Source organism: Gordonia sp. ABKF26 (genome assembly GCF_041103195.1).
Lineage (GTDB): Bacteria > Actinomycetota > Actinomycetes > Mycobacteriales > Mycobacteriaceae > Gordonia > Gordonia terrae.
Map to the genome: position 1 here is coordinate 822,009 of NZ_JBGCVZ010000003.1, position 26,001 is coordinate 848,009.

At 68.7% G+C, this 26,001-nt stretch carries 25 protein-coding genes and 1 pseudogene; 19 read left to right on the plus strand and 7 right to left on the minus strand.

Annotated features, from left to right (window positions below):
• The first annotated feature begins 103 nt into the window (after window positions 1-103).
• The 3 genes from AB4Z55_RS04280 (at window position 104) to AB4Z55_RS04290 (ending at window position 2,626) form a co-directional block, all read left to right on the plus strand.
• Window positions 104-1,147 carry an NAD(P)-dependent alcohol dehydrogenase gene (locus tag AB4Z55_RS04280; protein WP_211540673.1) on the plus strand — a complete coding sequence of 348 codons (1,044 nt, stop codon included), beginning with the start codon at window positions 104-106 and terminating at the stop codon, window positions 1,145-1,147.
• Between the two features lie 134 nt (window positions 1,148-1,281).
• Window positions 1,282-1,491: a hypothetical protein gene (locus tag AB4Z55_RS04285; protein WP_248643973.1), complete on the plus strand. Its 210-nt coding sequence runs from the start codon at window positions 1,282-1,284 to the stop codon at window positions 1,489-1,491.
• A 16-nt stretch (window positions 1,492-1,507) separates the two neighbouring features.
• Complete coding sequence (locus AB4Z55_RS04290; RefSeq protein ID WP_369519213.1) at window positions 1,508-2,626, plus strand: hypothetical protein; 1,119 nt, start codon at window positions 1,508-1,510, stop codon at window positions 2,624-2,626.
• A 266-nt stretch (window positions 2,627-2,892) separates the two neighbouring features.
• Here the strand turns inward: AB4Z55_RS04290 and AB4Z55_RS04295 are convergent.
• The 3 genes and pseudogenes from AB4Z55_RS04295 to AB4Z55_RS04305 form a co-directional block, all read right to left on the minus strand.
• Window positions 2,893-3,039, minus strand: a pseudogene (locus AB4Z55_RS04295) (flavodoxin); the annotation flags it as partial.
• 76 nt (window positions 3,040-3,115) lie between these two features.
• A complete protein-coding gene (locus AB4Z55_RS04300; protein WP_064570526.1) occupies window positions 3,116-3,550 on the minus strand; it encodes an SRPBCC family protein in 435 nt (144 codons plus the stop codon).
• Between the two features lie 14 nt (window positions 3,551-3,564).
• On the minus strand, window positions 3,565-5,166 hold the full coding sequence (locus AB4Z55_RS04305) for a phytoene desaturase family protein (protein WP_369519214.1): 1,602 nt from the start codon (window positions 5,164-5,166) through the stop codon (window positions 3,565-3,567).
• 315 nt (window positions 5,167-5,481) lie between these two features.
• Here AB4Z55_RS04305 and AB4Z55_RS04310 point away from each other — a divergent pair, with 315 nt between their 5' ends.
• The gene (locus tag AB4Z55_RS04310) at window positions 5,482-6,345 is read left to right on the plus strand and encodes an SDR family NAD(P)-dependent oxidoreductase (RefSeq protein ID WP_369520980.1); all 864 of its coding nucleotides are present in this window, start codon (window positions 5,482-5,484) and stop codon (window positions 6,343-6,345) included.
• A 17-nt stretch (window positions 6,346-6,362) separates the two neighbouring features.
• Here AB4Z55_RS04310 and AB4Z55_RS04315 read toward each other — a convergent pair whose 3' ends face one another.
• Window positions 6,363-7,889, minus strand: coding sequence for an FAD-dependent oxidoreductase (locus AB4Z55_RS04315; protein WP_369519215.1), 1,527 nt, complete (start codon window positions 7,887-7,889; stop codon window positions 6,363-6,365).
• Between the two features lie 136 nt (window positions 7,890-8,025).
• Between AB4Z55_RS04315 and nadB the strand changes: the two genes are divergently transcribed.
• The 7 genes from nadB to AB4Z55_RS04350 all read left to right on the plus strand — a co-directional run bounded on the left by nadB (window position 8,026) and on the right by AB4Z55_RS04350 (window position 14,996).
• Window positions 8,026-9,675 carry an L-aspartate oxidase gene (nadB, locus tag AB4Z55_RS04320; RefSeq protein ID WP_369519216.1) on the plus strand — a complete coding sequence of 550 codons (1,650 nt, stop codon included), beginning with the start codon at window positions 8,026-8,028 and terminating at the stop codon, window positions 9,673-9,675.
• Window positions 9,676-9,729: 54 nt separating this feature from the next.
• Window positions 9,730-10,749, plus strand: a complete 1,020-nt coding sequence (locus AB4Z55_RS04325; RefSeq protein WP_369519217.1) for an alpha/beta hydrolase — start codon at window positions 9,730-9,732, stop codon at window positions 10,747-10,749.
• 178 nt (window positions 10,750-10,927) lie between these two features.
• Entirely contained in the window at window positions 10,928-11,758 is an 831-nt protein-coding gene (locus AB4Z55_RS04330; protein WP_369519218.1) for a hypothetical protein, read from the plus strand.
• A 218-nt stretch (window positions 11,759-11,976) separates the two neighbouring features.
• Window positions 11,977-12,270: a metal-sensitive transcriptional regulator gene (locus AB4Z55_RS04335; protein ID WP_004020389.1), complete on the plus strand. Its 294-nt coding sequence runs from the start codon at window positions 11,977-11,979 to the stop codon at window positions 12,268-12,270.
• Window positions 12,271-12,310: 40 nt separating this feature from the next.
• Entirely contained in the window at window positions 12,311-12,517 is a 207-nt protein-coding gene (locus tag AB4Z55_RS04340) for a heavy-metal-associated domain-containing protein (RefSeq protein ID WP_004020388.1), read from the plus strand.
• 2 nt (window positions 12,518-12,519) lie between these two features.
• Window positions 12,520-12,705 (plus strand): hypothetical protein, encoded by a 186-nt coding sequence (locus tag AB4Z55_RS04345; protein ID WP_101820011.1) that lies wholly within the window; start codon window positions 12,520-12,522, stop codon window positions 12,703-12,705.
• The gene (locus tag AB4Z55_RS04350; protein WP_369519219.1) at window positions 12,702-14,996 is read left to right on the plus strand and encodes a heavy metal translocating P-type ATPase; all 2,295 of its coding nucleotides are present in this window, start codon (window positions 12,702-12,704) and stop codon (window positions 14,994-14,996) included. The genes AB4Z55_RS04345 and AB4Z55_RS04350 overlap by 4 nt, the downstream gene beginning before the upstream one ends.
• A gap of 82 nt (window positions 14,997-15,078) precedes the next feature.
• Here the strand turns inward: AB4Z55_RS04350 and AB4Z55_RS04355 are convergent, their stop codons facing one another.
• Window positions 15,079-16,551: an FAD-binding protein gene (locus AB4Z55_RS04355; protein WP_369519220.1), complete on the minus strand. Its 1,473-nt coding sequence runs from the start codon at window positions 16,549-16,551 to the stop codon at window positions 15,079-15,081.
• A 140-nt stretch (window positions 16,552-16,691) separates the two neighbouring features.
• On the opposite strand from AB4Z55_RS04355, the gene AB4Z55_RS04360 reads away from it, so the two are divergent.
• Window positions 16,692-18,290 (plus strand): molybdopterin-dependent oxidoreductase, encoded by a 1,599-nt coding sequence (locus AB4Z55_RS04360; protein ID WP_064570516.1) that lies wholly within the window; start codon window positions 16,692-16,694, stop codon window positions 18,288-18,290.
• A 28-nt stretch (window positions 18,291-18,318) separates the two neighbouring features.
• On the opposite strand, the gene AB4Z55_RS04365 is transcribed toward AB4Z55_RS04360, so the two are convergent.
• Complete coding sequence (locus AB4Z55_RS04365; protein ID WP_369519221.1) at window positions 18,319-18,717, minus strand: VOC family protein; 399 nt, start codon at window positions 18,715-18,717, stop codon at window positions 18,319-18,321.
• 472 nt (window positions 18,718-19,189) lie between these two features.
• Here AB4Z55_RS04365 and AB4Z55_RS04370 point away from each other — a divergent pair, with 472 nt between their 5' ends.
• The 6 genes from AB4Z55_RS04370 (at window position 19,190) to AB4Z55_RS04395 (ending at window position 24,483) form a co-directional block, all read left to right on the plus strand.
• Window positions 19,190-20,320, plus strand: a complete 1,131-nt coding sequence (locus AB4Z55_RS04370) for a Re/Si-specific NAD(P)(+) transhydrogenase subunit alpha (RefSeq protein ID WP_239402369.1) — start codon at window positions 19,190-19,192, stop codon at window positions 20,318-20,320.
• The gene (locus tag AB4Z55_RS04375) at window positions 20,320-20,625 is read left to right on the plus strand and encodes an NAD(P) transhydrogenase subunit alpha (protein WP_004020381.1); all 306 of its coding nucleotides are present in this window, start codon (window positions 20,320-20,322) and stop codon (window positions 20,623-20,625) included. The genes AB4Z55_RS04370 and AB4Z55_RS04375 overlap by 1 nt, the downstream gene beginning before the upstream one ends.
• Before the next feature lie 20 nt (window positions 20,626-20,645).
• Window positions 20,646-22,172 carry an NAD(P)(+) transhydrogenase (Re/Si-specific) subunit beta gene (locus AB4Z55_RS04380; RefSeq protein ID WP_239402368.1) on the plus strand — a complete coding sequence of 509 codons (1,527 nt, stop codon included), beginning with the start codon at window positions 20,646-20,648 and terminating at the stop codon, window positions 22,170-22,172.
• A gap of 185 nt (window positions 22,173-22,357) precedes the next feature.
• Window positions 22,358-22,792, plus strand: a complete 435-nt coding sequence (locus AB4Z55_RS04385; RefSeq protein WP_369519222.1) for a nitroreductase family deazaflavin-dependent oxidoreductase — start codon at window positions 22,358-22,360, stop codon at window positions 22,790-22,792.
• 90 nt (window positions 22,793-22,882) lie between these two features.
• Entirely contained in the window at window positions 22,883-23,338 is a 456-nt protein-coding gene (locus tag AB4Z55_RS04390) for a DoxX family protein (protein WP_369519223.1), read from the plus strand.
• A gap of 101 nt (window positions 23,339-23,439) precedes the next feature.
• Window positions 23,440-24,483 (plus strand): YdcF family protein, encoded by a 1,044-nt coding sequence (locus tag AB4Z55_RS04395; protein ID WP_248645679.1) that lies wholly within the window; start codon window positions 23,440-23,442, stop codon window positions 24,481-24,483.
• A gap of 25 nt (window positions 24,484-24,508) precedes the next feature.
• Here AB4Z55_RS04395 and AB4Z55_RS04400 read toward each other — a convergent pair whose 3' ends face one another.
• Window positions 24,509-25,084, minus strand: coding sequence for a TetR/AcrR family transcriptional regulator (locus AB4Z55_RS04400; protein WP_369519224.1), 576 nt, complete (start codon window positions 25,082-25,084; stop codon window positions 24,509-24,511).
• Between the two features lie 77 nt (window positions 25,085-25,161).
• Between AB4Z55_RS04400 and AB4Z55_RS04405 the strand changes: the two genes are divergently transcribed.
• Window positions 25,162-25,986 (plus strand): alpha/beta fold hydrolase, encoded by an 825-nt coding sequence (locus AB4Z55_RS04405; protein ID WP_239402364.1) that lies wholly within the window; start codon window positions 25,162-25,164, stop codon window positions 25,984-25,986.
• Window positions 25,987-26,001 lie beyond the last annotated feature (15 nt).

The following is a 26,001-nucleotide window of genomic DNA, read 5'->3' on the forward strand; positions in this document are numbered from 1 at the left end:
GGCGGGCGTCGGACACATGCATCAGCCCGCATCTGTTCGTGTGTCGTCGGTGCGTTGCGCATCGCCCATCTGCCACCCATCGAATGTGTACCGAGGAGTCCGCATGCCCACCACGGTCAACGCCTACATCGCCCCGGCCGCCGATCGTCCGCTCGAACCCACCACCATCGAACGACGCGACCTGGGCCCGCACGACGTGTCGATCGACATCGCGTTCGCCGGGATCTGTCATTCCGACATCCACACCGCCCGCGACGAGTGGGGCGGGACGAAGTTCCCGGTGGTGCCCGGCCACGAGATCGCCGGGACGGTCGCGGCTGTCGGCGACGACGTCACCCGGTACGCGGTCGGTGATCGGGTCGGCGTGGGCTGTTTCGTCGACTCGTGCCGCGAGTGCGAACCGTGCCGGCTCGGCGAGGAGCAGTACTGCGAGCGGGGCAACGTGGGCACCTACAACGCTGTCGGCCGCGATGGGACACCCACGCACGGCGGATACAGCACGTCGATCGTCGTCGACGAGAACTACGTCCTCCGGATTCCCGACGGCATCGCACTCGACGAGGCAGCCCCGCTGCTGTGTGCCGGGATCACGCTCTACTCACCGCTGCGGCACTGGGGTGCCGGCCCGGGGAAGAAGGTGGCGATCGTCGGCCTGGGCGGGCTCGGTCACGTCGGGGTGAAGATCGCCCACGCGCTCGGCGCCGAGGTGACGGTGCTGTCGCAGTCGTTGAAGAAGATGGAGGACGGTCTGCGCCTCGGAGCCGACCACTACCACGCGACGGGCGATCCGCAGACCTTCCGTGAACTGCGCAGTTCGTTCGACCTCATCTTGAACACCGTGTCGGCCAACCTGCCGATCGGAAAATACCTCGGCATGCTCGCTCTCGACGGCACGCTGGTGGAACTCGGGCTGCCCGAACATCCGATCGACGTGCCCGCGGGTGCGCTGATCGGGAAGCGGCGCAGCTTCGCCGGCTCGATGATCGGCGGCATCGCGCAGACCCAGGAGATGCTCGACTTCTGCGCCGAACACGGCATCGGTGCCGAGATCGAGGTGATCTCCGCGGACCGGATCAACGAGGCCTACGACCGCGTCGTGGCCTCGGATGTGCGCTACCGCTTCGTGATCGACACCTCGACGCTCTAGTACGGCTCGGTGACGGTCGGCCGTCTCCGCGCTCGGTCGGTGTCCCGCCGGGTTTGCCCGCTGTGACGAACGGGAACCCGTCCCTCTGACAGAGGCACCACCGAGCGACACCAACCGGAGGGTCGACGCACACGATGACCGAAGAACTACCCATGGAGCCGGCCGAGACCGGTACGCCGGTCGCGACGCCCGACGACGCTCGACGCAAGGTCGACGAACTCGAGGAGCGGGCTGTCGACGAACCCGGTACGGACGAGCAGGTGGACCCCTCCGCCGCCACCGCACGCGATGACGAGGACGACCCGAACTCGCCGGCGGCGGGGGAGTCCGAACCGCCGGACTGAGAGCACCACTTCGATCATGACGGCAGGGCATATGACCAGCCAGAAGCGTGACCACGGGCGGGCCGGTGCGCTGCGCATCGTCGCCGAACACGGGCTGCCCGCCACCCTGATCGAGCGCGGCGAGGATCGGTTCGAGCAGATCGCCGACGAACTGTCGCTGGAGTACCGGGGCCACACGGTCACGAAGGACACCACGCTGCAGATGACGCCGCGTGGTGATCTGGAGACGGTCTGGGGCACGGAGGACACGGCCGACGAGGTGATCGTGTTCGTCACCGAGATGCCGCGGCTCTACCGGCCGCGGGACGGCGACGACGACCGGACTCCCCGCAATCTCGTGGTGCTGGCCGAACTGGACCGCGAGCGCAACGCCGCCGTCGTCTCGCTCCCCGCGCTCGGCCCCGCACCGCGGCGAGCGCTGCGGAGCGTGATCGCGACCATCGCCGGGGCGATGACCGGTGATGACTCGGTGCCCGGGTTCGAGCGGCAGCGCGGCATCGTCGTCGTCCGTGAGGACAACACCGAATACGTCTGCGCCCAGGGTTATTCGCGCCGACTCAAGCTGATGGCCGGAATGGTCCGGGGAAACCGGCCGTGGCGGCTGATCCCGACTCTCACGGGCATGACGGCGGCGGCCGCGGCCGCGGCGTCGTTCGGCATCTTCTTCTCGACCATCTGGTCGATGGCCAATGCGTTGAGCGCGTGGCGTCTGGCCGCGATCACCCTGCTGTCGTTGGTGCTCGCCTCGGTCTGGCTCATCGTCAACAACCGGTTGTGGGAACGCGCGGCGGTCACCGCCAAGCCGCGCGCCCGTCTCTACAACATGGCCACGGCGTGCACCGTCGTGTTCAGTACGGTGGTGCTCTACGCCGGACTGTTCGTCGCGACTCTTGCCGCGGCGCTCATCGTCATCGAGGAGAACTTCCTCGCCGCACAGCTGGGTTATCCGGTGGGCCTACGGAATTACGTGTACCTGGCGTGGCTGGCGACGTCGATGGGGATCTTTGCCGGCGCCCTGGGTTCGAGTGCCGACAGCTACGACGATGTCCTGCGTGCCACCTACGGCTATCGAGAGCGGTTGCGACGCCAGGCATCCGAGGCCGCGGGTCATCGAACCGACACCGAGATGCGCTGACCGACAGCGGGTTCGATGACCAGCGGATTGCGTCAGTTACCTCTCCGACGCGGAGGACCTCATGGCCGAGGCGACCGGTGCCGGGATGGCGTTCTGCGAACTGCGGCAGCTCCCGTCGGTGAAGGCGGCGATGATGGCCGTCGCGGGTGGCGGAAACGGCGAGTTGCTCATGCACGCGGACGACGAGCAATTCCGAAAAGAACGCGGGCATGAATCTGCCCGACGCCGCCGACGGCGAGTTGGAGACGATCAGAGTCGTCCGGTGGTCACTCGTACGCCGGAAAAGCGTTCTGTGACAGCAGCTGCGCGAGGTGTACCGCGTTACGGGCGGCGGCATGGGTCGCCGAGTCGACCGGATCCGGGACCGCGTCGAGGTCCTTGTAGCCGCGGCCGCCCATCGCCTCGTCGTTCCAGCTTTGAGATGTGCAGGTGATCGCGAGTGCAGTGGTCATGCCGGCGAATACCGAACCGACGTGGACACAACCCTCGTCAGCTCGCGTGGTTCTCCGCGAGCATCGCCAAGCGTTGCAGGCACTCGTTCAGACGCGGGGACATGACGGTCTCCTGGATCGTCGGCGGAATCCACCTGAGCGGCACGGTCTCCACGAACTCCTCCATGCCGATCAGGGAACCGTTTCCGTCCTTCTCCACGGTCATGCGAATGCGTGCCCGTCCGAAAGGCCAGCCCGCCGCCGACAATTCGAGGAGCCCGGCCTTCGACTCGACGGATGTCGTCTCGTCGTTCAGCAGAGCCGGCCACACCCCCACCGAGTGGTGGATCTTCGACCCCGCCTGCGGCCATGACTGATCTACATCGCGGATCCGGGAGGCACCCACCACCCACGATGCATAGAGCCAACCGTTGGAGAGCACCGACCAGACCTGCGCCGGTGTTGCGCTCGTGTGGCGTTCGACTCGGTTCATGCTCCGGTCTCCGTTCAGTGGTTGTTGTCGGTCTTCGTCAGGCGACGGATGACGTTGCGGTCGAACACTCGTCGCGGCAATCCGCGGAGACCGTCCGAGCCGAGGGCGGCGCGTGCGGCGTTGTTGCCGCAAGCACCATGCACTCCACCGCCCGGATGGGCCCCCGAGCCGGCCAGGTAGAGCCGGTCCACTGGTGTCGATGCACCGCCGAGGTTCGGTGTCGGACGAAAGATCAACTGCTGGAACAGTTGTGCCGTACCACCGTTGACCGTCCCGTGGACGAGACTGGCGTCGGCGGCCTGCAGGTCGTGCGGGGTCTGGACATGCCGTCCCACGATGAGGTCGGAGACACCGGGCGCGTGCGCCTCGAGCACCGCGTCCATGCGTCGGGCCAGCAGTTGCGCCGCTTCGTCGTTGGTCACCCCGCGGGGCAGATGGCTGTACGACCATGCGCTTTCCGTGCCGGCGGGGGACCGACCCGGGTCGGCGGTGGTCATCTGTCCGAAGAGCAGGAACGGATGTTCCGGGACGCGACCGGTTTCGATGTCGGCGGTCCCGTAGGCGATGTTGCGCGCGTCGGCGCCGAGGTGGATCGTGCCGGCTCCGCTGAGATTAGTACTGCGCCACGGAATCTTCTCACTCAGCGCATAGTTCACCTTGACCACCGGGGTGTCCCAGGTGAAGGTCCGCAGGTCGTCGAGAACGCGCGCGGGCACGTCGTCGGCCGAGAGCAACTCGGTGTAGAGCGTGGGCGCTGCCACGTCGGCGAGAACGGCGCGCTTCGCCGGCCATCGGCGGCCGGTGCTGTCCACGACCCCGGTGGCCCGCCCGCCCTGGACGTCGATGTGTGTGACGCGCGTGCCGCAGACGACGGTCACCCCGGCGCTCTCGGCGCGGCGTCGAAGGGCCGCGGGCAGCGCGCTCGCCCCGCCCACGGGTACGGGATATCCGGTGTCCTGGCCGAGCATGGTCAGCAGATACCCCATCATTCCGCTGCCGGGTGCGTGGAGCGGGATGTCGGCGTGCAGGGAGTTACCGATGATGAGCAGACCGGATTTCTCGCTGTGGAAGAGTTCCCGCACCATCTGATCGGCCGGCAGGATGAGGAACCGGGCCAGGCGCAGGGCGTCGGCCGTGCCGAGCGAGCGTAGGAGCGACAACAACGCGCGGACCGGGGGGAACGGACCGAACAGGATGTCGAGGATCGCCGGCCGGAGTTGTTCCCACTGCTCGACCAGGTCGAGCCAGGCGCGCCGGTCACGCTCGTCGAAGGTGGCCAGGTGCGCTGCGGTGTCCGCGGCGTCGGGGAAGACGACCGGCGCGTCGACGTCGTCGGGCCCGGCGGGGTGACCGAAGGCGAGCGGGGCGCGGCTCCACTCCAGTCCGTGATCGGCGAGGTCGAGGTCCGCGAAGACCGGGGACGCGACCGCGAGTGGGTAGAAGGCGCTGAACAGATCCGTCACGTAACCGGGGGTGAGTTCCGCACTGCGAATCGCGCCGCCGACTTCGGGCTGTGCTTCGAGGAGCGTCACATCCCAGCCGGCATCGGCGAGGCGGATCGCGGCGACGAGGCCGTTGTGACCGGCTCCGATGACAACTGCGTCCGACACGCTCACCGGTCGGCTCCTCTCGTCGGTGTCACCCTGGTCCGGGCCCGTTCCCCGTGCTCTTCCGTCCGGTGCGCGGGATACCCGCCGCCCCAGAGGGTAAACGCGAACGGCACGCGAGGATGGTGAACCCGCGCGGCCCGACGGCGCCTCGCGTGGTGGCCGGTGGTGATGTGTAGTGCCCCGGCACGGGGGTAGTCCGCCGGGGTGACGAACTCGTCTGACCTCCGGTCGCGACTCCCGGACCTGCCGTTCCCGCCCGAACAACTGTGGCATCCGCAGGTCTCCGACCATCGGCTGCGCCGACGATGCGCCGGCCGGCCGGTGGTCGTCACCGGCGCCGGGGCGGGCATGGGCCGGGCGCTGGCGCGACGCCTGGCCCGCGCGGGCGTCGAGCTGTACCTGGTCGACGTCGACGTACCCGCTGCGCTGGAGACGGCGGGTCTGTGCGACTCCGGTGTCCGGGTGCACGTCGACGAGGTCGATATCTCCGACGCCGACGCGGTGGCCGCACATGCCGACGCCGTCGTCGGCAGGTCCGGGGCACCGGCGATGGTGTTCAACAACGCCGGGATCACGATGGTGGCCGGGGTTCTCGAGGAGGATGACGACTACGCGCGGCGAATCATGTCCGTCAACCTGGGCGGTGTCGTGAACGGCACGGTGGCCTTCCTCCCGCACCTCGAGGCGGCCGGCAGCGGCTCCATCGTGAACACCTCGAGTGCGTTCGGGCTCCTCGGCTCGCCTGCGCAATCGGCGTACTCGGCGTCGAAGTTCGCCGCTCGCGGGTACTCCGAAACCGTTCAGCAGCAGCTGCGGGCCGACGGCTCCGGGGTTCGGCTGCATGTGGTGCACCCCGGTGCCGTCCACACCGAGATCGCCACCCGCGCACGCTATGTGACGCCCGGGGTGCGGGACTTCGTCACGCGCGGATTCAACCACCGACTGCCCGGGACCAGGCCGGAGGCGGCGGCCGCGGCGATCCTGCACGGCGTACTGGCGGGTCGCGACCGTATCCCCGTCGGATTCGACGCGCGCGCAATCGATCTGGGAGTGCGCCTGCTGGCCGGCGCGGTACAGCGGCCGGTGGCGACGCTCACCCGGCCGGTGTTCCGGCGGATTCTGGGGGACGCTGCTCTCCGAGAGACCCGGCCCGGCGCCGTCGACGGGGCGTCGCGTTCGCGATGAACTCGGGCGCGGCGACGTCAGTCGTTGTGCGAAGCCAGGTTTCGCGTCGCCGGACCTTCGAGGACCTCGCCGGTGTGACTGAACCGCGAACCATGCAGCGGGCAGTCCCAGGATTGTTCCGCGTCGTTCCACCGCAGCACCCCGTACAGATGCGTGCACAGCGGCGCCACCGACCGCGTCTGACCCTCCACCGTGCACCGGCCCTCGGGTGTGATGCCGGAGCGTCCGACGGTCCCGTCACCTTCCTTCGGCGCCGCGCCGGTCGGCTTCAGCAGCGAGAGATAGCCGCCTGCCAGATAGCCCGCAACCTGTGCGTTCGCCGACGCCGCCGAGATCAATGATCCCGGCCGGCTGATCTCGGTCGTCCGCCACGGACGCAGTGTCGCCGACCACGGGGGCTCGGTTCCGAGGATCCGTCCGGTCATGGCGAGTGCCGCGGCGACCCCGTTGGTGAGACCCCACTTGGCGAAACCGGTCGCCACCTGCACCGAGTCGACGCCCGGGAGAATCGGTCCGACATAGGGCATCTCGTCGATGGTCGTGTAGTCCTGGGCCGACCACCGCGCGACCATCTGGGCGCTGGGGAAATGCTTCTGGGTCCAGCTCAACATGTCCAGGACGTGCTGTCGTTCGGACTTCGTCCGGCCCACCTCGTGCCCGAACCCGCCGACCATCAGCAGCTCCCCGTCGTGACCGGGTCGCCGGACCGTCCGCAGGGAGACCGACGGGTTGTCCGAGCCCAGGTACATCTCGCGGGGGATCTCCCCGTCGACGGTGAACGCGGCGGCGTAGGAGCGTTGCGGGTGGACCCGCGCGAAGAAGCCGCCGCGGTCGAGGAAGGGTTGCCCGGTCGCGATGATCACCGAGTGGGCACGCACGTCACCTGCGTCGGTCGTCAGCACGTTCGGTGAGCCGTGGCGGAGTCCTTGCGCGCGAACGCCCTCGTAGAAGTGGCCGCCGTGCGCGCGGAGGTCGTCGGCGAGGGCGCGCAGGACGACCATCGGGTCGATCTGCGCCTGGCCGTCGAGGCGGATCGCGCTCCGAACGTCGAAGGGCAGCTCGGGGCAGTCCACATGCTCGACCGGCAGATCGTGGGCGCGGCACGCCTCGTACTCCTTCTCGACCGACTTCGCGCCGGACGCGGTGGCCGCGAACGTCAGCGCCGCCCGCTCGTCGACGGGTAGCCCGCGGTGCTCCAGGTAGTGCCGCAACCACGCCTGGGCTTCGCGATTGGCCTCGACGTAGTCCTGAACGGCCGCATGACCGTGGCGGCTCGCGATCGACGACAACCGGGTGCCCTGCAGCAGGGACAGTTTGCCGGTGGTGTGGCCGGTCGCCGCGGCACCCATATGCCGTGCCTCGAGGACCGCGACCGACTGACCGGCGCGGGCCAGGAGGAGACCGGTGGTCAGGCCCGTGATCCCGCCGCCGACGACGATCTGGTCGAAGGTGTCGACGACGTCGATCGGCATCGTCTCCGGACGGACATCGGGCAGGTGGTCGGGGGCTGCCTCGCCGGCGGGGTCGAACCAGAGGGTTTTCATGGTGTCCGGGTTTGCCTCGAGAGGAGGTGATGAAACATCGCGGCCGGGGTAAGGTTTTCGACTGGGAATCGAAAACGTCTGCGCGGTGTTGCCCGGAGACGCGCGGTGTCGGACGCCGCGGCGAGAGGCGGTTGACATGAGCGGGTTCACACGGGAGCCGGTCGGGACCGAACAGACGGTCCACGCCGACCTGGTGGTGGTGGGTGCCGGTATCGCAGGTCTCACCGCCGCTCTGTGGGCTGCGCAGGACGGCCTGCGGGTCGTCGTGCTCAACAAGGGGCCGCGATGGGACGCCGCGAGCCGGGAGCAGCCGACCTCCACGTTCTACGCCCAGGGCGGTGTCGCAGTGGTGATCCCCGGGGCGGCGGGCCCGGAGGCCGCCGACTCGGTGGACCGCCATCTCGCCGACACGGTCGCCGCCGGCGGCGGACTCACCGACCCGACGGCGTCGGGACTCATCCTCGCCGACGGGTGGGAGTCGGTGTCGGCGCTGATCGGCTGGGGTGCCGAATTCGACCGGGACGTCGACGGTTCACTGCTGCGGACCCGCGAAGGCGGTCACACCCGACGGCGCATCATCCACGCCGGGGGCGATGCAACCGGTGCCGCGATCCAGCGGGCCCTGCACGAGGCCGTCCGGCACTCCGGCCGCATCGGCGGGGGCGTCCCGCCGATCCGCTTCCTCGACGACACGATCGCCACCGCGGTCCACATCGACGACGGGCGTGCCGTCGGCGTCGCGTGCCTGCGGTCGGGGCGTGCCGCGTCCGTGCTGGCCCCGACCGTGTTGCTCGCGACCGGGGGAACCGGGCACCTCTACGCCGCCACCACCAATCCGGCAGGTTCGACGGGTGACGGCGTCGCCCTGGCGTTGCGCGCCGGGGCAGAGGTGGCCGACCTCGAGTTCATCCAGTTCCACCCGACGATGCTCTACACCGACGGCGCGCGGGGTCGCCGGACGCTCATCAGCGAGGCAGTGCGCGGAGAGGGCGGCCGACTCGTCGACGTCAAGGGCCGGTCGGTCACCGAGGGTATCCACCCGATGGGCGATCTCGCGCCCCGCGACGTGGTGGCCGACGCCGTGCAGACCGCGATCGAACTCACCGGGCACCCGTGCGTCTATCTCGACACGAGCGGCGTCGTCGACTTCGAGGACCGCTTCCCGACGGTGACCGCCGGAGTGCGTGCGGCCGGGCTGGATCCCGCGTCCGGCCGTATCCCGGTCGTGCCGGGAGCCCACTATCTGTGCGGGGGCGTCGTCACCGACGAGTCGGCCCGCACCGCGGTGGACGGACTGCTCGCGGCCGGCGAGGTCGCGCGCACCGGGTTGCACGGCGCCAACCGCCTGGCGTCGAACAGCCTCCTCGAGGGCCTGGTGATGGGCCGACGCGCAGCCGCGGTGGCGGTCACCCGGCGTGGGCTCCCGCTTCCGCAGGCCGGTCGCCGGCGGGCCGAGCAGCCTGTCCCCATCCTGGATCGGGACGTGCTGCAGGACGTGATGACGCGGGAGGTGGCACTGCGACGGTCCGCCTCGGGGCTCGACGCGGCCGCCGACGCGGTCGCCGCCGCGCCCCGTCGGCCGGCGCAGTCGGTACGCGATGTCGAGGACGCGGCGCTCACGCTCACCGCGGCGGCAGTCGTCGCCGCGGCGGCCGCGCGCACCGAGTCGCGAGGCGCGCACGTCCGCACGGATCACCCGCTGACCGCCGACGTGGCGGAGTCGCGTGCGTTCCGCGTCGTCGACGGCGAACTGCGCGAGGCTCGCCCCGCGGTTGCGACCGGTTGACGCGACCGGTGAAGTCGATGCGGGCGGGGTGCCGCCGGCGTTAGATTGGCGACGATGACCCAGATCTCAGCAGACGGTTCGGGGTGCGATGGCAGCCCCGATCACGACGACCCGGCCATCGCGACGCCCGAACGGATCACCCTGGACCTCGGACACGTCACGCTGCATGCGCTGGCCTGGGGTCCCGTGGCCGGGCCGGTCGTCGTCTGTCTGCACGGGTTCCCCGACTCGGCATGGACGTGGCGGCATCTCGGTCCCGAACTCGCCGCCGCCGGACATCGGGTGATCGCTCCCTTCACCCGTGGCTACGCTCCGTCGGAAATACCGTCGGACAACGACTTTCACGTCGCCGCGCTCGCCTACGACGCGGTCGCGGTTCATCGCGCCACGGGTGCGGGTGCCGACGCGGTGTTGATCGGGCACGACTGGGGCGCGATGACGGCGAACGCCGTGGCACATCGCGCCGACAATCCGTTCGCGGCGGTGGTCTCGATGTCGGTGCCGCCGGTCCCGGCGGTACGACGCTCGCTCGCCGGAGGGATCGACGGAGCCAAGACCCTCGCCCGTCAGGCGTTGATGAGCTGGTACATCGCCTTCAACCAGGTGCCGTGGTTACCCGAACGGGTGCTCCACCGGCTGATCCCGCTGCTGTGGCGCCGCTGGCGACTGAACTCGGGCGCCGGCGCGCGGCCCGACCACCGACTCGACGTCGACCTCGCTCTGGCGGCGCTGCCCACTCGTGCTCACCGGACGGCGGCGCTCGGGTACTACCGCGCGCTCCGCAGGCCGCGGACCCATCCTCGCTACGCTGCGATGCGGGACGACTGGCTGGGCGAACCGCGTTGTCCCACGCTGTATCTGCACGGAGCCGACGACGGTTGTATGCAGTCGCGCCTCACCGACCACGTCCGAGAGGTGCTGCCGCCCGGCAGCGCGGCCGCGGTAGTCGCCGGAGCGGGCCATTTTCTGCACCTCGACCGGCCGGATGAGGTGCACGGGAGGATCCTGGCGTTCGTCAGTTCAGACGCGCGGGGCCAAGAGGGTGGCACCGGACCGGCCCGCTTCGTAGACTGATCCGCGGGATCTTCACCACAGAGTGGCCACGGGGGGCCGGCCACCGCGGAAATGCATGCCGGGGGGCTTGCTACCGGGCGGCACGAAGCCGACGGGCACGAGAAGACGACCGTGCGCGCCACAGTGGTGTGGTCGTGCGAAGATCTCGCGGCGATGCAAGGCATGAAGGGGAGTCCGTATGAACGGCGAGGGCTGTTGGTCGACGGTGGTGTGCCGGCCGGCCGAACGCGCGGCGCTGGGACTGTCGGGTGACTCCGATTGGTTGCTGCAGTGCAGGCTGGCGATCGGTCACCGAGGTAATCACGCCACCGATGCGAGCACGCATCCGCGGCATGACCGGCGGCTGTGGCTCGAATGGAACGACTTCGACGACCGCGCGCAGTCCCTCATCGAACGCAACCCCTGCCCGGTGCCGTCCCCGGAGGGCGCGGGCTGCGTGTTCTTCGCCGGGCACGGCGGCCCGCACTTCTATGCGCGCAGCAACGGGCACGCTCCGTCGGTGATGAGCGGCGCGGGCGCACCCGATCCCCGGACCGTTGCGCCTGATCGCGGCGTCGACCAGCTGCGTCAGTCCCCGCCGCAAGCGGGTTCGTCACGGATGGGGTCGCACCGCCTGCCCGACTCGCACCCGGCCGCGTCGCTCGCCGCGCAGCCCTCGGCGTCCGACGACCCGGAACCGAACATGTCGTATCGCGGTGGACGGCGCTCGACCAACGTCGAGCCGCAGGTCGTCGACGACTATCAGGGTCGACGTCACCGGGCCGACGGGTATGACGTCGCCTACTCACCGGACCCGGTGGACCCTGTCGACGGACACGACCGCGGCGGCCCGGTTGTCGGCGGTCCGGGATCCCGGCCGGCCGCCGTCACACCGGGGAACCTCCCGGCCGTATCCGGGCCCGACCACGGTGCACCGGGTTTCGACGCCGCACGAGTGGCGGCCATCGGAGCCGCACTCGACGAGGTGGCCGGCGCGCTGGCCAAGTTGGCTGCCGCGCTGCGGTCGTAGGTTGCTCCCTCCGGTTCGCTGAGCCCTTCGTGGCTCGCTGCGCTCGCACCTCAGGGAGCACGAGGCTCGCTGCGCTCGCACCTCAGGGAGCACAAGGCTCGCACCTCAGGGAGCACAAGGCTCTGCGCTCGCCGATACGGTAGGGGGGTACCGTTATCGACGCCACGGTGGTATACCTGGTCGAGCATACCCTTGAGGGGTATCCGGACGGGAGAATCATGGACGAGCACCAGCACGGTTACATCGGCCGGAAGGACGACTACCTCCGCCGACTCAAGCGCATCGAAGGTCAGGCACGCGGACTGCAGCGCATGGTCGAGGAAGACACCTACTGCATCGACATCCTCACGCAGGTGTCGGCGATGACCAAGGCGCTGCAGGCGGTGAGCCTCGGTCTGCTGGAGGAGCACATGGCCCACTGCGTGGTGCATGCCGCGCAGGAGAGCGACGAGGCCGGCAAGGCCAAGGTCGACGAGGCCATGGCCGCGATCACGCGCCTGGTCAAGTCCTGACCCACCACTCACATACTTCGACGATCCGAGGAGCACGCGCATGAGCACCACCAGCACTTACACCGTCACCGGCATGACCTGCGGCCACTGCGCAGCGTCGGTCCGTGAGGAGATCGAGGCCCTGCCCGGCGTGACGAGCGTCGAGGTGACCGTCGACGACGGCTCGGTGCGCGTGTCGGCCGATCGTGAACTCGGCCGAGACGAGGTCGCGACGGCCGTCACCGAAGCCGGCTACGTGCTGGTCTGACCATGAGATCCGCCGCCACCGGACCCCTGGCCTACGTCGTCGCGCTGATCGCGGTCTTCGCTCTCGCGTTCGGCGTCGGCCGCGCATGGGGTCCCGACGTCGAGCCGGTGACGCACGATGCCCCCTCGCATGGCGTCGTGGTCACCGACGAACCGTCATCGAACCCGCACGGAGGTGATCACCCATGACCGCGAGTACCGGGCAACCGGTCGACCTGGACATCTCCGGAATGACGTGCGCATCTTGCGCCAACCGCATCGAGCGCAAGCTCAACAAGCTCGACGGTGTGACCGCGTCGGTGAACTACGCGACCGAACGCGCCCACGTCGAGGTGCCTGCGGGTCTGGCGGCAGGCGACCTGGTCGAGGTGGTCCGCGCCGCCGGTTACGACGCGTCGCCGATCGTGGCGGACGCGCCTGCGTCCACCGCCGACACGGACACGGCGGACGCCGACTCCCGCGACCCCGAACTAGACGCCTTGCGCCGGCGGTTGATCGTGTCCGCGATCCTCTCGGTGCCGGTGATCGCTCTCGCGATGGTCCCGGCACTCCAGTTCACCTACTGGCAGTGGCTGTCCCTGACGCTCGCCGCTCCGGTCGTCGTGTGGGGTGCATACCCGTTCCACCGGGCGGCCTGGATCAACCTGCGTCACGGTGCGACGACGATGGACACCCTGGTCTCCGTCGGGACCCTGGCGGCGTTCGGATGGTCGCTCTACGCGCTGTTCCTCGGGACTGCGGGCACTCCCGGCCTCACCCACGGCTTCGACCTGCTGCCGCAGCGGACCGACGGCTCATCGCACATCTACCTCGAGGCCGCGGCCGGCGTCACGACCTTCTTGCTCGCGGGCCGCTACTTCGAGAAGCGCGCCAAGCGCCGTGCGGGGGACGCGCTCGCCGCCCTGATGGATCTCGGTGCCAAGGACGTCGTGGTTCGACGCCCCGATGGTGCCGAGTCCCGGATACCCATCGGACAGTTGACGGTCGGGGACGAGTTCGTCGTCCGGCCCGGCGAGAAGATCGCCACCGACGGCGTGGTCGTCGAGGGCGCGTCGGCGGTCGACGCGTCGATGGTGTCGGGCGAGTCGGTGCCCGTCGAGGTCACCACCGGCGACGCGGTGGTCGGCGCGACGGTCAACACGAGCGGACTCCTCGTCGTCCGGGCGACCGCCGTCGGTTCCGACACTGCGCTCGCCCAGATGGCGCGCATGGTCACCGCGGCGCAGGAGGGCAAGGCCGACGTCCAGCGACTGGCCGACCGGATCTCGTCGGTGTTCGTACCGATCGTGATCGCGATATCGCTTGCCACCCTCGGCTTCTGGCTCGGCGTGGCGTCGACGACCGACTTCGCCGGTGGCGATGTGACCTTCGCGTTCACCGCCGCCGTTGCCGTCCTCATCATCGCGTGCCCGTGTGCGCTGGGGCTCGCCACACCGACTGCTCTGATGGTCGGCACCGGGCGCGGTGCGCAACTCGGGATTCTGCTGAAGGGACCCGAAGTGCTGGAGTCGACGCGACGTGTCGACACCATCGTGCTGGACAAGACGGGCACCGTCACCACCGGCGAGATGACGTTCGCCGCAATCACCGTCGTCGACGGTTACGAGACCGAGCAGGTCCTGGGCTGGGCGGCATCGGTGGAGTCGGGATCGGAACACCCGATCGCGGCGGCCATCGTCGATGCCGGGCGTGACCACATCGACTCGCGGGTCCGCGATTTCGTCTCCACGCAGGGCGCGGGCGTCGCCGGGATCGTCGGTGACCGACTGGTGACCGTCGTGTCGCCGAGCAAGGTGGGCGTGGCGTTGCCAACTGCACTCGACGACGCGGTCGCAGCCGCCGAATCCGACGGCGCAACCGCGGTCGTCGTGCTGGTCGCCGAGTCCGACGCCGAAGATGCTGCCGGACAACCGGTTCCCGTGGGGGTTCTCGTGGTGGCCGATCGGGTCAAACCGTCGTCGGCCGCGGCGATCGCCGAGTTCCGGCGGCTGGGGCTGACGCCGAAGCTGCTCACCGGCGACAACGAGGGCGCCGCCCGCGCCGTGGCGTCGAGCGTCGGGATCGACGACGTCACCGCCGGCGTCAGCCCGCGCCGCAAGCTTGAGGTGATCGCCGAACTGCAGGAGCAGGGGCACGTGGTGGCGATGGTCGGCGACGGGATCAACGACGCCGCGGCACTCGCGCAGGCCGATCTGGGCCTCGCGATGGGCACCGGCACCGATGTCGCGATGGCCGCCAGTGACCTGACGGTCGTGAGCGGCGACCTGCGCGCGGTGGCCGACGCCATCGCCCTGGCGCGTCGAACCCTTGGCACCATCAAGGGAAACCTGTTCTGGGCGTTCGGGTACAACGTCGCGGCCATCCCGCTGGCCGCCGCCGGCATGCTGAACCCGATGATCGCCGGCGCGGCGATGGCGCTCTCGTCGGTCTTCGTCGTCGGCAACAGCCTGCGTCTGCGCGGGTTCACACCGAAACGCTGAGCGGAATCCGCCCTCCTCGGCGCCACCGACGACTCCCTCCGTCGTCCGTGGGTTGCCGGAGGGCGGTTGTCAGCCCGTTACGTCACGCGCTCGTGGTCACCCGTGCCGCGGCATGGCGCCCGGCGCGTCGGCCGAAATACGACCCCTCGCCCAATTGCGTTCCACTGCAATAGCCCTTGCAGTCCTGGGCGATGTTGGTCGCACTCGCACCGGCCGCGTAGAGGCCGGTGATGACGGTGCCCGATTCGTCGAGTACCTCGCCGTCCAACGACGTCGCCATACCGCCCATGGTGAAGCCGGCGTACATCGCCTTGCCGAGGGACAGATCGTAGGCGGCCCACGGCCCGGTGTCCTGGGGCTCGAGGAATTCGGCGGCCTTGTGGAAGTCGGGGTCTTCCTTCTTTGCGGCATTTTCGTTGTAGCGGGCCATGGTGGCCTGCAGCTTGCCCTCCGGGATGCCGAGGTCTCGCTCCATCTCCTCGATGGTCTCCCAGCCGTCGATGAGCGGTACGAGATAGTTCTGCTTCTCGTTCATGTGCGACTCGTTCACGATGAGGTAGGCGACCGAATCCGGCTGCTCGAGAACGAATCCCGAAGTCCGCGCGTGGTAGGAGTCCTCGGTCACGAACCGCTCGCCGTACTTGTTGACGATGACGCCCATGACCATGCTCGCGGGTGGGTAGATGGGCGCGGTGATGAACGCCTTGTCCATGTACTTCAGTGCGGCGCCCACGGATCTGCCCATGCGCAGGCCGAGGCCGTCGTCGTAGGTGTTGCCGAGCACGAACGGCTTCTCGGCGAGATGAGGGGTGTGTTCGGCCACCATGTCGGGATTCATCACGAAGCCGCCGGCGGCGATGATCACCGAGTCCGCGCGGATGACACCTTCGGCGTCGGGCGTCTTCCACGTCACGCCGACGACCGCACCCTGCTCGTCGACGACCAGCTGGCGGGCACCGGTCTCATACCGGACCTCGGCACCCAACTCGTCGAGGCGGGTGACGAGCAGATCGATGACCAGCTTCGCGCCTCCGGTCTCCCCGGGTACCGGTACCTTGTGCCCGCGCGGTGCCGGAACGGCCTGGTCCTTGAACGGCCAGACCTTCTCGTTGCCGGTGAACATCAGTCCCTCGGTGCCCGGCTGGATCACGGCCTTCTCCGGATAGAAGCTGCGCTCGAAGGTGAAGCCCAGGCCCTCGAGCCAGTTGAAGTGGTCGACGCTGTCGGTGCAGTAGGCGTGGATCTTGTCGGCTTCGGGATCGATCGACACGGCGGTGAGGTACTTCTCCATCTCTTCGACGGAGTCCTCTTGGCCGGTGGCCTTCTGTACTGCGGTGCCGCCGCCGAGGTAGAAGAACCCGCCGGACAGCGATGTGGTGCCGCCCGGAGCCGCGGCGCGCTCGAGCAGGAGCACCCGCGCCCCGTTCGCGGCGGCCTCCGCCGCGGCGCATCCGCCGGCGATGCCGAACCCGATCACGACGACGTCGACCTCGTCGGAGAACTCGCTCACCGAATCGAGTGCGACGGTCTCCGGGATCTCGGTGCTGGTAGCCATGCCGCTCAGATTAGCCGACAAACTAGAACCTGTTCTAGTCTTGGTAACGATTGATGATGCGGACAGATCGCCGGGTCACCGGCGGGTCTCGGAACGGGTGGCCCACGGCGTTTTCACAGGTTCCTCCGCTATCAAGAAATATGACCTCCACCACCGTGCGCCGTAGCCCGTTGCGCCGCGCCTCCTCACCGGCTCCCGCGCTGGCGGGTGTGGTCGCGGTAGGGGCGGCGCTGGCTGCGGGCGAGCTGGCCGCGGTTCCGGTCTCGCCGGACGCGTCGCCGTATTTCGCCGTGGGCTCGTCGGTCGTCGACCATTCACCCGAGGCGGTCCGCAAGTGGGCCATCGAGACGTTCGGTGTCGCCGACAAGCTCGCCCTGTTCATCGGCATGGGCATCCTCATCGCGGTACTCGCCGCAGCGTGCGGATACCTCGAACGACGACGACCCCCGCTCGGCTCGGTGATCATCGGAGCCTTCGGGTTGGTCGGCGTGCTGGCGGCGTTGAACCGCCCGGATGCCGGCTGGACGAACGCGCTGCCGTCGATCGTCGCGGGGGTCGTCGGCGTCGTCGTGCTCCGCGTGCTGATCACCCAGTTGGGTCCCGCGTCGGTCGATACCGATGAGGTGGACGGACACTCGGCCGACGACGAGCCGAAAGCGGCTGCGCGGTCCGACTTCACGCGCCGCTTCGTGCTCACCGCCGGCGGCATCGCGGCTGCCGCGGTCGTTGTCGGGGTCGTGGCCCGGCGGGTGCTCGCCGACACCGCGGGCGTCGTCGCCGACCGCGCCCGGGTGCTGCTGCCGCGTGCCGCAAGCCAGGCGCCGCCGATCCCGGCCGGTGCCGAGCTCGAGGTCTCGGGCGCAACACCTTTCATGACCAGCAACGCCGACTTCTATCGAATCGACACGGCGCTGCAGGTCCCGACCCTCACCACCGGTGAATGGCGACTGCGGATCCACGGCGACGTGGATCGCGAGGTGACGCTGTCCTGGGACGACCTGCTCGCCATGCCGATGACCGAACGGATCGTGACGCTCGCGTGCGTGTCGAACGAGGTCGGTGGCGACCTCGTCGGCAATGCGACATGGCTGGGGGTGCCGATGCGAGAGGTCCTCGACCTCGCCGGCGTCCGGCCGGGCTCGGACATGCTGCTGTCCACCAGCGTCGACGGATGGACCTGTGGCACTCCGATCTCGGCGCTCACCGACGGGCGCGACGCGCTCCTCGCCGTCGGGATGAACGGTTCGCCGCTTCCCCTCGAACACGGCTACCCGGTCCGCCAGGTGGTGCCGGGGCTGTACGGGTACGTCTCGGCGACGAAATGGGTTGTCGACTGGGAGATCACGCGCTTCTCGGAGGCCAAGGCGTACTGGACGACGCGCGGATGGTCGGCCCTCGGCCCGATCAAGATGGCGTCGCGGTTCGACCGTCCGGCCGACGGCACCGAGCATCCGGCCGGCGAGGTCGTGGTCGCCGGCACCGCATGGGCCCAGCACACGGGCATCGAACGCGTGGAGGTCCGTGTCGATCAGGGGCCGTGGCAACCCGCCGAGCTGACCACGGAGTACAGCATCGACACCTGGCGACAGTGGAAGTTCGTCTGGCAGGCGACGAAGGGCAATCACACCCTCGAATGCCGGGCGATCGATCAGAAGGGGATGCCCCAGATCGAGCGCTATCAGGCGCCGGCACCGGATGGTGCGAGCGGATTGGACGACCGCACCTACACCATCGTCTGAGGCAACGCGCCGAGGTCGCGCGACCGCGTCACACGGGCGGTGCGAAGAACTCGAGCGCGATGTTGTCGGGGTCGCGGAACGACAACCCGGAACCGTAGTGCGCGTGCCGGATTCCGCTGTGCGGGATACCTGCGGCGTCGAGCCGATCCTGCCAGGTCCGGAGTTCGTCCTGGGTGCAGGCGAACCCCACGTGATCGAGTCCGACGGCCCGCTCGTCGAACCGCTGATCGGCGGCGTTTCCGGTGTGGGCGTGAAGACCGAACAACATCCCGCCGGCGAGTTCGAAGACGGTGTGATGGAAGGTGCCGCCCTCCTCGTCTTCATCCAGGACGGGTGCGCTTCCGAACAGGGTCTGATACCACGCAGAACTGTTCTCGAGGTCGCTGACGGTGATCGCGACGTGGGCGATGGCAGGAAATGTGGCCATGATCGGTTCTCCTACGAAGTCTCGGCTCTGTAAGTCATGATGCGCCGTGAGCGGATAGAAGACTGCCGAACTCCGAGGTTGACGAACGCGCTTCTCGCCGGAACGGGCGACAGTGTCTGGTGACGCCCCGAGACAGTGTTCGTGCCGCACCCCGTGAGGACGACACCTGTACAGACAGATGTCCAGAAACGACCAAAAGCGCAGCGTCAAGGGTTGAGTGAGGTATCCGACTCACCTGAGCTGCCGCTGAGAACGCATGTTATGTTCAACGCACCTTTATGTGAGCCGGGAGACAGTCATCCCTTGTCGAACCCGTGCACCTCGTGACCTGCGTCAGGTCGTCCGTTCCGCCGACACACATGGCGGAGCTGCACGATCTGGGGGCGGGTCACCTCGTTGACAAGACGCGCCGAGCACAGGCGCCAACCAACGGCGCTGCGACGAGCGGCGCCGACCAGACAGGGTGAGATAGATGACAGTGGGTGTCGTGCGCGAGACGGCCGAGGGGGAGCGCCGGGTGGCGCTGGTCCCGAAGGTCGTCGCCGCGCTGGTGGGCAAGGGTGTGCCCGTCGTGGTGGAGTCGGGGGCCGGTCTCGGCGCCCTGATCCCCGACGAGGCGTACACCGAAGCCGGTGCGACGATCGGCGATCCGTACGGATCGGATGTGGTTCTGCGGGTGTCGCCGCCGTCGGATTCGGAGATCGGCAAGCTGCGGAGCGGACAGAAGCTGATCGGCTTCCTCGCGCCGCGCAATGCCGACAATCAGATCGGCACCCTGCGCGATGCCGGTGTGGAGGCTTACGCGGTGGAGGCCATCCCGCGTATCTCCCGCGCCCAGGTGATGGATGCGTTGAGCTCGCAGGCCAACGTCGCGGGCTACAAGTCGGTCGTGGTGGCGGCGGATGTCTCGACGCGCTTCTTCCCGATGCTGACGACCGCCGCCGGAACGGTGAAGCCGGCCACGGTGCTGGTCCTGGGTGTGGGTGTCGCGGGACTGCAGGCGTTGGCCACGGCCAAGCGGCTCGGTGCGCGGACCACCGGCTACGACGTGCGTCCCGAGGTCGCCGAGCAGGTCCGATCGGTCGGCGCCCAATGGCTCGACCTGGGTATCGACGCGGCCGGTGAGGGCGGGTACGCCCGTGAGCTGACCGAGTCCGAGCGCGCGCAGCAGCAACAGGCGCTCGAAGACGCGATCAAGGGTTTCGACGTGGTGATCACCACCGCGCTCGTGCCGGGGCGTCCGGCGCCGCGACTCGTGACCGCCGCTGCGGTCGAGGGCATGAAGCCGGGCAGCGTGGTCATCGACCTCGCCGGGGAGACCGGCGGCAACTGCGAGTTGACCGAGCCGGGTCAGACCGTCGTCAAGCACGACGTGACGATCGCCGCCCCGCTGAATCTGCCGGCGACGATGCCCGAGCACGCCAGCGAGCTGTACTCGAAGAACCTGCTGGCGCTCATCGAGCTGATGCTCGACGACAACGGTTCCATCACACCGGATTTCGACGACGAGGTCATTGCGGCCGCGTGCGTCACCCGTGACAAGCCCGGCGCCGGGAACGAAGTGAGCGGGCCGAAAGACGGCCAGCAGGAGGTGAAGGCCTGATGTATGCCGGACTTCTCGCGAACCTCGCGATCCTGGTGCTCGCCGGGTTCGTCGGCTTCGCCGTCATCTCCAAGGTCCCCAACACCCTGCACACCCCGTTGATGTCGGGCACCAACGCCATTCACGGCATCGTCGTGCTCGGCGCGCTGGTGGTCCTGGGCAAGTTGCCCGCCGACGCCGGGTGGGGTGTGCGCATCATCGCCTTCGTCGCGCTGGTGTTCGGCACGCTCAACGTGATCGGTGGCTTCGCGGTCACCGACCGCATGCTGGGCATGTTCAAGGGTAAGAAGGAGGCGGCCAAATGAACGGCTCCCCAGAAACATCTATGTCACAGCTGGTACTCGCGGCGGGTGCGCACACCCCGAGCGAGGGCGTCGCCTACCTGGTGACCGCGCTCTACATCGTCTCGTTCTCCCTGTTCATCTACGGCCTGATGGGTCTGACCGGACCCAAGACCGCGGTGCGCGGCAACTGGATCGCCGCGGTGGGTATGGGTCTGGCCGTCGCCGCGACGCTGCTCTACGTCTGGAACGAAGGGGCTGTCGGTTCCGATGGGCACTCGACCGAGGGCGTGCCCACGATCAACTGGGTGCTCATCGTCGTCGGTCTGGTTCTCGGTGTGGCTCTGGGTATCCCGCCTGCCCTGAAGACCAAGATGACGGCCATGCCGCAGCTGGTCGCGCTGTTCAACGGCGTCGGTGGTGGCACCGTGGCGCTCATCGCCTGGGCCGAGTTCATCGAGACCTCCGGGTTCTCGACCTTCCACAACGTCGAACCGGCCTCGCCGCTGGTGATCGGCTCGCTGATCGCCGCGATCATCGGTTCGGTCTCGTTCTGGGGATCGCTGGTGGCGTTCGCGAAGCTGCAGGAGATCATGCCGAAGGGGTTGGAGAAGACCTTCGTCTCCAATGCCAAGCTGTTCCAGGCCGCCAACATCGTGTTGCTCATCGTCGCACTGGGATTGGCGATCTACCTCGGCATCGATGCTTCCAACGGCGGCGGCGCGAGTGTCTGGTGGATGGTCGCCGTGCTGGTGGCCGCCGGTGTGATGGGTCTGTTCGTGGTGTTCCCCATCGGTGGCGCGGACATGCCGGTGGTCATCTCGCTGCTCAACGCGATGACGGGTCTGTCGGCTGCCGCCGCGGGTATCGCGCTGGACAACACCGCGCTGATCGTCGCCGGCATGATCGTCGGCGCCTCGGGTTCGATCCTGACCAACCTGATGGCCAAGGCCATGAACCGGTCGATCCCGGCCATCGTGTTCGGCTCGTTCGGCGGCGGCGATGCCGCTGCCGTGGGCGGCCCCGGTGCCGAAGGCGGCACGGTCAAGGCGACCTCGGCCGCCGACGCCGCGATCCAGATGGCGTATGCCAACCAGGTCATCGTCGTCCCCGGGTACGGTCTGGCCGTGGCGCAGGCCCAGCATGCGGTCAAGGAGATGGCAAAGCTGCTGGAGGCCAAGGGCGTCGAGGTCAAGTACGCCATCCACCCGGTCGCCGGTCGCATGCCCGGTCACATGAACGTGCTGCTCGCGGAGGCCGACGTCGAATACGACTCGATGAAGGAGATGGACGACATCAACGGCGAATTCAGCCGGACCGACGTCGCCATCGTCATCGGGGCCAACGACGTCACCAACCCCGCGGCCCGCAATGATCCGAGCTCGCCGATCCACGGCATGCCGATCCTCAACGTCGACGAGGCGCGATCGACCATCGTGCTCAAGCGGTCGATGAGTTCGGGTTACGCCGGCATCGAGAACCCGCTGTTCTTCGCCGACGGCACCAGCATGCTCTTCGGCGACGCCAAGAAGAGCGTCGACAGCGTGATCGAGGAACTCAAGGCCCTCTAGCGTCTTCGCGTCCTCCCGAGGCCCCGGCAACCGTCCTGGTTGCCGGGGCCTCGTCGCTTGCGCTCCTCGCGCCTCGGGGGACCAGTGGTCGCGGTGTCCGGTCGTGATCGAGCAGGAATCGAGAAGCCGTGGGGCCGGCCGGCGCCGTACTGTCGGCGCATCACCTGATCTCATCGGAGGAAGTCATGTCCTTGTCCCTGCGGTCACTCTCGCTCTGGTACCAGCGAAAGACCAACGAGCGCACCGTCGCCCGCATCCGGAAGAAGTCCGGATCGATGTGGGGGATGGAGATGCTCATCCTGCGCACGACCGGCAGGCGCTCTGGTCTCGTGCGTGAGACACCCCTGAGCTGGTTCGCCGACGGTGACGGCTGGCTGGTCGTCGCATCGGGTGGTGGCGCCCGGAACCCGGACTGGTTCGCCAACCTGACGGCCCGTCCCGATGGCGTGTCGGTCGAGCGCCACGGGGAGGAGCCGGTGGCCGTGCGGCCGGTCGTACTCGACGCCGCCGAGCGCGCAGCAGCGTGGGATCGGGTGGTCGAGGCGCAGCCGCGATACGCCAAGTATCAGAAGAAGGCGACGCGCGAGTATCCGCTCGTGCGGCTCGTCGCCGATCGGTAGCGCCTCCGGACCACCTCCGGCGATGAATTCTGGCGAGCAGGCGTGTCTATCCCTGCACAACACACTCGCCCGAGCCGCCAGGAGAACATCATGAGTCGCAACAGCATCACCGAGGACACCGCCGCCCCGACCACGATCCCCGCGTCCGACGAGGCGCCGCCGGCCCGCCGGAACCGGCGCCGCACAACGGGAATCGTGATCAGCGTTCTGGTCGGCGCATTCCTCGCGTTCGACGTCGCAGGCAAGCTGGCCCGTCCGCAGGCGGTGATCGACGGAACGCGGGAGCTCGGCTTTCCCGCCGACCAGGCCATCGTGATGGGGGTCGTGTTGCTCGTGTGCCTGGTCGTCTACGCGATCCCGCGCACCGCCGTGCTCGGCGCGGTGGGGATCACGGCCTACCTCGGTGGCGCGGTCACGGCGAACATGCGGATCGAGGCACCGCTGTTCGACACGATCCTGTTCGCGGTCTACCTCGGCGTATTCATGTGGATCGGGTTGGTCCTGCGACGCCCGGAGCTGCTCAAGGTGGCCGGCCTGAAGCGCTGAGCTACGCCCGGCCGCAAGAGACTCCGCACCCGTTACCGATCTGGGATCGGACGGGTGCGGGGTCGTTGTGCATCTCTCGTACTGTTACGCGAGTGACTGGTGTGACCAGAGTGAAGCGCAGGAAGCTGGCGGCTGCTGCGACGATCGCGGTCGCCGCGCTCGGTGGCGTGGCGGTCGGGACGTTGCCGGCGCAGGATGCGTCGGTGGTGACGACCGCGTCCGCGATCGACCCGGCCGGCCTGTACAACGACGCGCAGTCGAAGTTCGCCGGAGGTGACGTCACCGGCGGCCTGGAGCTCCTCCAGCAGGTACTGGCGGTGGCGCCGGCCGACTCCGATGCGCTGGCACTGCAAGCGATCTGGTCGGATCAGGTCGAGGATGTCGTGGCCGGCCGCTCGGCGCCGGGAGCGCAGCGAGCGGGCCAGGTCCAGTCGGCACTCAACCGACTGTCGATGATGAATCCGGCACTGGCGACGACAGCACGCAACATCATCTCCGGTGTCGCGACCGCGGCGCAGATCGTGCCGAGTACCACGCCCCGACCGGTGTCCGGCCGCGTGGCCATCGTCGTCCTCGGGTACGGGTTGAATGCGAACGGGAAGATGGCGCCGGAGCTCGTGAACCGGGTGTCGGCGGCCAAGGCGCAATCGGAGCTGACGACCGGTGCTCCGGTCGTGGTGACCGGCGGGGTGCCGAAGAAGGGTGTCACCGAAGCGGCCGCGATGCGAACGTGGCTCGTGGACAACGGTGTCAGCGCGAGCCGCATCCTCACCGAGGACAAGTCGGGGTCGACCGTGGCCAATGCACAGAACACCGCCGAGATCCTGCGGGCGCAGGGCATCCGCGACATCGTGCTGATCACGTCGCCCAACCACATCCGGCGCGGGGCGGCGGACTTCGGGGCCATGGGGCTGCGTGTCGTCGGGTCGCTCACCACCGCAACGGAACTCGAGAAGTACCAGACCCCGCTGGCAAAGGCGCAGCAGACCGGCATCAGGCTGGAGGCGACCCGGACCGCCCGTATCCCGGCCACCCACGAGCCGGGGCTGCTGCCGCAGAACCTCCCGGAGACCGGCCCCGGCCTCATCCCGGAGATCGGCGGCAAGATCCTCCAGGAGCTCCTGAAGGCCGGTTCGTCGGCCTGACGCCTGATCGCGCCGGGTGTCACCCTTAACGGACCGCGGCGTGAACGGCGGCCTGCACGCCGTGCCCGGCGCTCGTGATCGGTTCGACCGACCGCAGCGTGCGGCACAGTACGAAGGCGCCTTCGAGGGCGGTGAGAGTGATCAGCGCCAGCCGACGAGCCTCCGACCCCGTGATGTCGAGCTGACCGAACCAGGCGGCGAGACCGGCCAGCCAGCTCTCGAAGACGTCGGCGGCCTCGAGGCGGAGGCGCTCGTTGGTGCTCGCGACTTCCAGCGCGATGGTCTCGATGGAACACGCCTCGCCGTAATCCTGGGCTTCGAGCAACTTTCCCGCGTTCTCGAACAGTGACGGGATACCGGAGAGAGGGTCGGTGGCGGCCAGTTGCTCGCCGACGAACCCGCCGTACCGGAGGCCCTCGCGCCGGATGACCTCGACGCTGATCGCCTCTTTGCCGCCGGGGAAGTGGTGGTAGATCGATCCGAAAGGCGCCTGCGCCGCCGCCGAGATCTGTTTGAGTCCGGTGGCCGGCATTCCCTGACGGCGATACAACTCCGCGGTGGCCTCCAGGATCCGGTCGCGAGTCGTGGGGTCTGCTGCCATGGCGTCTCCTCCTTGCGCATCGTGCCGTGACAGCTTATCTTCCTTCTAAGTAGAACGATCTATCTAGGAGGTGGAACGTGCCGATCGTCGACGTTCCATCCGGGCCCATCGCCTACGAGGACACCGGGGGTGACGGACCGGTCGTGGTGTTCGGCCATGGTCTGCTGATGGACGGCAGGCAGTGGCGCAAGGTGATTCCGCTCCTGGCCGGCTTCCGGTGCATCACTCCGACGCTTCCGATGGGTGCGCACACGCAGCCGATGAACGATGACGCCGACCTCACCGAGACGGGAATGGCGGGCATCCTCGCCGACTTCCTCGACGCGCTCGGCCTCGACGACGTGACGCTCGTGCTGAACGATTGGGGCGGCGGACAGTTCGCGATCGCCCAAGGTCGGGACAAGCGCATCGGCAAACTGATGCTGGTCTCGTGCACCGCCTTCGACAACTATCCGCCTGCGCCCGCGCGTCCGGCGGCGCTGTTGTGCCGGGTGCCGGGCGGCGGATGGATTCTCACCAGGATGCTGGGCACGCGGTTCTTCCGGCACAGCACGCGCGCATACGGGGCTCTGACGAAGTCGGGCATACCGGATTCGCTCTTCGACGAGTGGTTCCGGCCGGCCGTGGAGAACGCGGCGATCCGGCGCGATCTGGTGAAATTCGCGGTCGGCGCGCCCTCTCGCCGCCGCCTGCTCGAATTGTCGGACACGCTCGCACGATTCGACCGGCCGGTACTCGTGGTCTGGGCCAGGGAAGACCGGATGATGCCGCTGGAGCATGCCGATCGGCTCGTCGACCTGTTTCCCGATGCGTCGAAGGTCGTCGTCGACGACTCGTGGACGCTGATCCCCGAGGATCAGCCGGAGACGATGGCCGATCTGGTGCGCGGGTTCGCGGGGTGATGACGCGCCGGCACG